Below are 7,828 nucleotides of genomic sequence, written 5' to 3'. Positions count from 1 at the left end.
GAAATAACAAACTCATAAGTTGTTTCTTCTACTCTTCTAAGAGTGTTTGATACGAACTACTGTTTTTTGTAAATCAATAATTCTGCTACCATCCAACTCCCTTATCTAGCTTACTGTTTTTCAGATCAGACGAAAAAGCCATCTTGAGAAACTCTCAATTTTTTACTCTTTCAAATTTTTTAGGTAATCAGCTCATTATTAACTTTATTAAGAGGAGCTCTTTATTTCGTTCCGGGATCAATGCCCCGGTGAAGATAATTTATACACGCCCTAAAATCCTTTTGCAAGCCCTTTTTTTCAAAAAAATCACTTTTTTTTACTTTTCTTTAAATCAGAGACCTAAGCCCTTAATTTTCCTATCTTTGAAGATGATGAAATTTTCACCTTATTGAGGAATTTTTGACTTACATCGCAAAATTTATCAAAATCGACGCCCGTTTTCACACCCATTTTGTGAAACATATGGATTAAATCTTCGCTTGCAACATTCCCACTTGCTCCTTTTGCATAGGGACAACCGCCTAGCCCACCTGCAGATGAATCAAAAACGCGCACACCTTCTTCATAGCCGGCATATATATTTGCCAAAGCTGTACCATAGGTGTCATGGCAATGAAGTGCTAATTTTTGGACAGGCACGCCCTCTTTCTTCAATGCTGCAATAAGCCCACGCACTTGTGTTGGAACACCTACACCAATCGTATCGCCAAGTGACACCTCATAACATCCCATGGCAAGCAGATCTTTTGTCAGCTGAGAAACACGATCCACAGCAATTGCCCCTTCATAAGGACAGCCCATCACGCAGGAAATATAGGCTCTCACTCTCATGCCATTTGAAAGCGCACTGGCTGCTAACTCTCTCGCCAACATCATGCTCTCTTCAATTGATTTGTTGATGTTTTTTTGACTAAAGGTCTCAGAAGCAGCAACAAACAGCGCTATCTCCTTTACACCAATTTCAATTGCGCGCTCTAATCCCTTTTCATTCGGCACCAACATGGGATAAGAAATACCCTGCACCTTTTGAATTTTCTGATAAACCTCATCGCTTCCAGCCATTTGAGGCACCCATTTTGGAGAAACCAGAGCGCCTGCCTCAATAACAAAAAGACCTGTTTGGCTCAAGTCATTGATAAAATCAATTCGATCGTCAACTGAGACATGCATTTGCGCATTTTGCAGACCATCTCTAGGGCCAACCTCAACAATTCTCACATGATCACTCATTTAAAAGCCCTTTCATCAAGCTGCTTCGAAATCAAACAAAGCTGCTCCCTCTGTCACTTGATCTCCAACTCTATAAAAGCATTCCTTCACAACACCATCTTGAGGCGCGATAAGCGTATGCTCCATTTTCATTGCCTCTATCACAATTAAAGAAGCTCCTTTTTTAACAGAAGCGCCATCAGACACAAAGAGCTCTATGACCTTACCAGGCATAGGCGCCATCAAATGATCAACGACATCATCCATTGCACCTCTGCTTTCAAGCGGATCTATAAGTGTCATCTCATGATGACGGCCATTCATATAGATATGAAATCCACTCTCTGCTTTTATAAAGGAGAAAGCACATGATTCATGAAGGCCAATAATTGAGTACCGACCCCCTTCATTTTGTTGCAGTTTCAAAGAAGAAAACACTTCATCTCTGATTGTCACATCACACAAATCACCATTTTTGCGAACATTTACCTTATATACGTCGCCATGAGACAGAAGAGAATAGGTTTGCTTTGCAACATGATTCAGACGAAAGGCACCCATTTCAGACCAGAGATCCTCTGATTGCGTCTCAGTTTGATGCGATAGATAAAGCGCCAGAGCGCACAGACTCAGCTCTTTCTGCTCATCCATCTCCTCAATCAACTCCTCATAATGAGAAGGAATATAACCCGTTGAGTAGATTCCTTTTTTATAGTCAGGCTCTTGCAAAATCGCCGCTAAGAACTCCAGATTTGTCTTAAGCCCCAGAAGCCTAACATCTACAAGACATTTTGCTAAACCAGAAACCGCTTGCTCTCTGGTATCATGCCAAAAAACAATCTTTGCAATCATCGGGTCAAAGTAAGGAGAAATCGCATACCCTTGTCTTACGCCTGTCTCAATACGTAGAGATTGCAATGCCCCCGGCCAAACCAAATGATCAATCACCCCAATTGAAGGCAGAAACTGCTGACGGACATCTTCAGCACAAAGCCTCAATTCAATGGCATGACCTTGAATTTTCAGATCCTTTTGCTCTAACGGCAAAGAGTCTCCCGCTGCCACGCGCAATTGCCATTCGACCAAATCAACACCTGTAATCGCTTCAGTCACAGGATGCTCAACTTGGAGACGCGTATTCATCTCCATGAAATAGAATTGCCCATCTTCATCAAGCAGATATTCGAAGGTCCCTGCCCCTCTATATCCAATAGATAAAGCTGCTTTAACTGACTGTTCGCCCATCTTTTGACGCAAGTCAGCAGAAATCAAGGCGGGCGCCTCTTCAATAATTTTCTGATGACGTCTTTGAATCGAACATTCACGTTCAAACAAATAGACACCCTTGCCATGATGATCACAGAAAACCTGAATCTCAATGTGCCTTGGGGCTTTCAGATATTTTTCCATGATCATCTGATCATTCTTGAACAACTTCATTGCCTCGCGTTTCACAAGGCGCAAAGCTTCGGCCATTTCCGATTGATCAGAAACAACACGCATTCCCTTACCACCACCGCCCGCAGTGGCTTTTAAAAGAACAGGATAGCCAATCTCTTTGGCTTTTTTGATGAAGATAGCTTCTGACTGATCATCACCATCATATCCATTTAAAACAGGAAGACCAGCCTCCTGCATCAACTGACGCGCACGTCCTTTTTCGCCCATCTCAACAATATTGGTCGCCGTTGGCCCAATAAAAACAATCTTTGCAGCCTCGCACAATGTTGCAAATTCAGCATTTTCAGACAAGAATCCATAACCTGGATGAATGGCTTCTGCCCCACTCTTTTTTGCAATCTCGATGATTGCTGCCCCATCTAGATAGGCTTTCTGAGGATCAGACTCTGGCAGCTGATAAGCCTCATCTGCCATCTCAACAAATAAGGAAGCCTCATCAACTGGATGATAGATAGAAACAACCTTAACTCCAAGCTTTTGCGCTGTTTTGATAATCCGAACGGCAATTTCACCACGGTTGGCTATCAGTATTTTTTGAAACATAACTGTCCTATCCTTAAATTCATTATACACTACATTTGCCATGATGGGGCTTTTTTTTCAAAAAAAGCTTTCATACCCTCTTGTCCTTCGGCTGAAACGCGCAATTCTGCAATCAATTCAATCAAAGGACGAGAATTCATTTCTCTCACAGGTTCGTCCGCAACATGTTGAATCATCTTTTTGCAATGACGCACCGCGGATGGACCTGATTTCAAAAGCAATTCTACAAATTTTTCAACTTCATCTTGTAAATAAGTCCGAGGCGTTACAACATGCACAAGACCCATCGCCTCTGCTTCAGCGGCGGAAAATCGCTCTGCTGTTAAAAAATATCGCTGCGCTTGACGTTTACCAATGGCTGCGATCACATAGGGTGAAATTAAAGCTGGCACAAGTCCCAATTTCACTTCTGACAAACAAAACGAAGCCCCTTCGTGCGCAATAACAATATCTGCACAGGCTGCCAAACCAACACCGCCACCATAGGCAGGACCATTCACACAAACAATCACAGGACAATGGAGACTATAAAGCCGCCATAAAAGATCAGCCAATTGGCTTGCATCTCTTTCATTTTCAGCCTTTGAATAATCAGCCATTTTTTTCATCCAGCGCAAATCAGCGCCTGCTGAGAATGAGTCACCTGCTCCTGTCAAAACCAGAGCGCGCAATGACTTATTTGACTCGGCCTGTTTCAATGCCTCTATAAGAGCAGCAATCATGCCATCATCAAATGCATTGTGAATATCTGGCTTATTGAGTGTCAAATAGGCAATATGACGCCCATCAACCTCGTAAAGCACATTCTTATCTTGATTCATCGCTTAACCCCTTATTTTGCACTACATCCGGAAGACACCAAAAGTTGTCTCTTCAATTGGCCTTTGATTCACAACCCCGAGAGCCAATCCGAGAACCGTTCTGCTATCCGCCGGATCAATCACACCATCATCCCAAAGGCGCGCTGATGCATAAAATGGATGACCTTGTTTTTCATACTGAGCACGAATCTCTTCTTGGAACTTCGCTTCATCAGCCTCTGCCCATTTTTTTCCTTCTGTTTCAAGCCCATCACGCTTCACGCGCGCTAAAACTGATGCTGCCTGCGCCCCGCCCATCACTGAGATACGGGCATTTGGCCACATCCATAAAAAGCGGGGGTTGAATGCTCTTCCGCACATGCCATAGTTTCCAGCACCAAAGCTACCACCAATGACCATGGTTAACTTTGGAACATTAGCACAGGATACAGCGGTTACCATCTTAGCGCCATTCTTTGCAATGCCTTCGTTTTCATACTTTTTTCCGACCATAAAGCCCATGATATTTTGCAAAAAGAGCAATGGAATCTTCCGCTTAGCACAAAGCTGCACAAAATGAGCGCCTTTCAAGGCTGATTCAGAAAAGAGAATACCATTATTGGCAACAATACCAACAGGATAGCCATGAATATGGGCAAAACCACACACAAGTGTTGTTCCGTAATGAGCCTTAAATTCATCAAGCTCGCTTCCATCAACAATGCGCGCAATGATTTCCCGGACATCAAATGGTTTTTTCTCATCAGCTGGAATCAACCCATAGAGATCAGATGACTCATAAAGAGGCGCGCGTGACTCTATGCGTGATGAGGCAAAGCCTGATTTTTCTTTTGGCCAATTGAGATCTTTCACGATTTGGCGCAATTGACGAATGGCATCATAATCATCATGAGCCAAATAGTCACAAACGCCTGAAATGCGGGTATGAACATCAGCACCACCAAGCTCTTCAGCTGTCACGACCTCTCCTGTTGCTGCTGCTACCAAGGGTGGTCCACCCAGAAAGATTGTCCCTTGATTCTTCACGATCACAGATTGATCAGACATGGCTGGAACATATGCCCCACCAGCGGTACAGCTGCCCATCACGGCAGAGATTTGGGGAATTCCTATCGCAGACATCTGGGCTTGATTGTAAAAAATGCGTCCAAAATGCTCTTTATCAGGAAAAACATCATCTTGCATTGGCAAATAAGCGCCACCACTATCGACCAAATAGAGGCACGGCAAGTGATTTTGCTGTGCAATTTCTTGCGCGCGCAAATGTTTTTTCACAGTCAGCGGAAAATAAGTCCCGCCTTTAACCGTTGCATCATTGGCAATGATCATACAATGAACGCCATGAACGCGTCCAATCCCAGTCACAATACCAGCAGCTGGCACGTCCATTCCGTATGTATCATAGGCAGCCAATTGTGATAATTCGAGAAAGGGTGTGTTCGGGTCAATCAGATGATCAATCCTCTCACGCACAAAAAGCTTGCCGCGCGCATGATGCTTATCAAGCGCTTTTTGGCCTCCACCTTGAATGATAGAGTCAATCAGACTTCTCAGTCTTTGTGTTTCTTGCTTGAGTTTATGTGTATTCGTCTGAAAGTCGTTAGACTCTGTTTTGCGAATTGATTGTACAACAGCCATGATATTTGCCTATTTTTCTTTTTACGACTGTTATTTTACACGCATTGATATAGAAAACACAAGGTCCTGTTTAAGGTTAATTTGCGGAAGCCGATTGATTCTTTTCAGCTTCGAGATAAGCGGCTGTGTCTGCTTCTAACTTATCAAGATAGGCCTCTAAATTCTCTTTTGTCACCTTGACGCCAAAATCAGATGGGCACGAGCTATCTTGCCGTTCAGTAATTTTTACGGCAATGCATTTTGATATCTTGTAATTAAAATGGCTAGGATCAAAAAAATACTGTTTATCCGTTGTGACGCTATTTGGCCCTGAAAAATCATAAACATAACCAAATACATACACAATCTCACGTATAAAACGTCGATACCCGTCAAAAGCGTCATTTTTATATATGTACTTAAATATATCCATATGAATCACAGGAATATACATAATAAACTCAGACTGATCAGCCATACTTTTCATATTTTTTAGTGTGGACAAGGTATCTTCTTTATACTTATAGTGTTTATATCCAAACATTAATAGCGTTTCCAGTCCTTCAATAAGATCGGAATCAGGGTATATGCTCTTAAACTTACGAATAAATGGCTCACTCTGGTAATATTGCTCATTAAAAGAACCCCCAAGCAACATTTTAAAAGTGTGATAAATGAAATTTTTTATATTCATATTTATATATATGTTATGACGATTAACATCTTGCCTTGTCCCGTATTTAACAAGATCGTCACTACTCATTAATCCATCAGCCGTCACAAAGAAATCTGCCCCAACAATGATAGTTTTGGGGTTGCCTTGAGTCTCCTGAAACCACTTTAATGCTGGAGTATATTCATGTTTTAGGAATTGAGAAACCGAAAAATTGAATATTTTAAGATCAGAGGGAAAATCACCCTCTTGAAAAAAGCTTGATCGAGACGAACCCAAAATAACAGATTCGAATTCACCTTCATGATTCAATAGATAATTGCGCTTGAGAATACGTTCATAATCTTGTGGATATTTTTGATTAAAGTGATTTGAACTTGCTGTCACATAAAAGGGATCAACATACAAATTACATCCGAAAACAAACAAAATCAGCCCATAAAAGAGAAAACAAAATGATAGGAAAAAAGCTTTAGAACTCACTTCAATGACTCCCATTTGCTTCCAAATAAGCTGCAGTATCTGCTTCTAACTTATCAAGATAGGCCTCTAAATTCTCTTTTGTCACCTTGACGCCAAAATCAGATGGACAAGATTTATCTTGGCGTTCTGTGATTTTTACGGCGATACATTTCGATATCTTATAATTAAAATGACACGGATCAAAATAATTGGCACGATCTGTTGTCACACTATTTGGACCTGAGAAGTCTATCACAGAACCAAATACATCAACTAGCTCCCTTATAAACCGCCTGTATGATGCAAAACCGGCATTTTGAGCAATAAACTGAAAGTAATCCATATGAGGAGGTGGAATAAATACAATCACCTGCGCATTCTCAGCTTCTTTTTTAAATTGATATAATCGTAATAACATTTGGTTATCATACTCATAATTTTCAAATTTATGTACACCGGCAAATTGGTATATAAATTCTAAGTCAGTTGCAAAATAGGTTATATGTGGAATTTGTTTCTTTATTAAAGAATGTCGATCATAATATTCTTCTACTACAGTCCCTTTATACATATCACGTCCATAACCAAGCAAGTTATGAAGATTCATATTTAACGAAAAATTATGTAAAAAAATATTGAAATCACTCACAAAATCCAAATCATCATTAAGTTTATAACCTTTTGTTGTGCTAAAAAAATCTATACCTAGGAAAATTCTCTTAGGAGCTCCCTGATATTTTTTATATATCCTTAAAAGATTCAAATACTCACTTTGACTTAGAGCGCTAACAGAAAAATTAAATAAATGACTCATTTCAAAGTGTGAGGGCTGAAAATAACCGGATCGCCTTGAACCCATAATAAATGAATCAGCAAATCCTTTAACAAATAAAAGTACAGGAAGATTACATACATCATTTTGTCTTCTTTAATACTTTGCCTTACAAATAAAATATTTTGATGGAATCTACTAATATTTGGCTTGAACTGGCTGCTATTATCTTGAAAATATAATGGAAAGTTTATATTTGCATAAGGATTA

Annotated in this window: 7 protein-coding genes; all 7 read right to left on the bottom strand. The window is 40.5% G+C overall.

Features of this window, described 5'->3' with window-relative positions:
* Positions 1 to 339 precede the first annotated feature (339 nt).
* Entirely contained in the window at positions 340 to 1,230 is an 891-nt protein-coding gene (locus tag KBF71_08425; protein ID MBP9878336.1) for a hydroxymethylglutaryl-CoA lyase, read from the bottom strand.
* A gap of 15 nt (positions 1,231 to 1,245) precedes the next feature.
* Complete coding sequence (locus KBF71_08420; protein ID MBP9878335.1) at positions 1,246 to 3,213, bottom strand: ATP-grasp domain-containing protein; 1,968 nt, start codon at positions 3,211 to 3,213, stop codon at positions 1,246 to 1,248.
* 29 nt (positions 3,214 to 3,242) lie between these two features.
* Positions 3,243 to 4,034 carry an enoyl-CoA hydratase/isomerase family protein gene (locus KBF71_08415; GenBank protein ID MBP9878334.1) on the bottom strand — a complete coding sequence of 264 codons (792 nt, stop codon included), beginning with the start codon at positions 4,032 to 4,034 and terminating at the stop codon, positions 3,243 to 3,245.
* 21 nt (positions 4,035 to 4,055) lie between these two features.
* Positions 4,056 to 5,672 (bottom strand): methylcrotonoyl-CoA carboxylase, encoded by a 1,617-nt coding sequence (locus tag KBF71_08410; protein ID MBP9878333.1) that lies wholly within the window; start codon positions 5,670 to 5,672, stop codon positions 4,056 to 4,058.
* Between the two features lie 76 nt (positions 5,673 to 5,748).
* The gene (locus KBF71_08405) at positions 5,749 to 6,732 is read right to left on the bottom strand and encodes a hypothetical protein (protein ID MBP9878332.1); all 984 of its coding nucleotides are present in this window, start codon (positions 6,730 to 6,732) and stop codon (positions 5,749 to 5,751) included.
* Between the two features lie 76 nt (positions 6,733 to 6,808).
* Complete coding sequence (locus KBF71_08400; protein MBP9878331.1) at positions 6,809 to 7,600, bottom strand: hypothetical protein; 792 nt, start codon at positions 7,598 to 7,600, stop codon at positions 6,809 to 6,811.
* Positions 7,597 to 7,828 (bottom strand): hypothetical protein (locus KBF71_08395; protein ID MBP9878330.1); only part of this gene is annotated, 232 nt, incomplete at its 5' end. The genes KBF71_08400 and KBF71_08395, both read right to left, overlap by 4 nt.

Source organism: Alphaproteobacteria bacterium, from assembly GCA_018063245.1.
In the GTDB taxonomy this organism is placed as follows: domain Bacteria; phylum Pseudomonadota; class Alphaproteobacteria; order JAGPBS01; family JAGPBS01; genus JAGPBS01.
Note: the sequence above shows the minus strand (reverse complement) of the source record. Positions and strands in the feature narration are given on the sequence as shown.

What these genes read in the sequence shown, in the direction of transcription:
- KBF71_08425 (MBP9878336.1), bottom strand. Translation starts at nt 1,230, where the DNA reads ATGAGTGATCATGTGAGAATTGTTGAGGTTGGCCCTAGAGATGGTCTG.
- KBF71_08420 (MBP9878335.1), bottom strand. Translation starts at nt 3,213, where the DNA reads ATGTTTCAAAAAATACTGATAGCCAACCGTGGTGAAATTGCCGTTCGG.
- KBF71_08415 (MBP9878334.1), bottom strand. Translation starts at nt 4,034, where the DNA reads ATGAATCAAGATAAGAATGTGCTTTACGAGGTTGATGGGCGTCATATT.
- KBF71_08410 (MBP9878333.1), bottom strand. Translation starts at nt 5,672, where the DNA reads ATGGCTGTTGTACAATCAATTCGCAAAACAGAGTCTAACGACTTTCAG.
- KBF71_08400 (MBP9878331.1), bottom strand. Translation starts at nt 7,600, where the DNA reads ATGAGTCATTTATTTAATTTTTCTGTTAGCGCTCTAAGTCAAAGTGAG.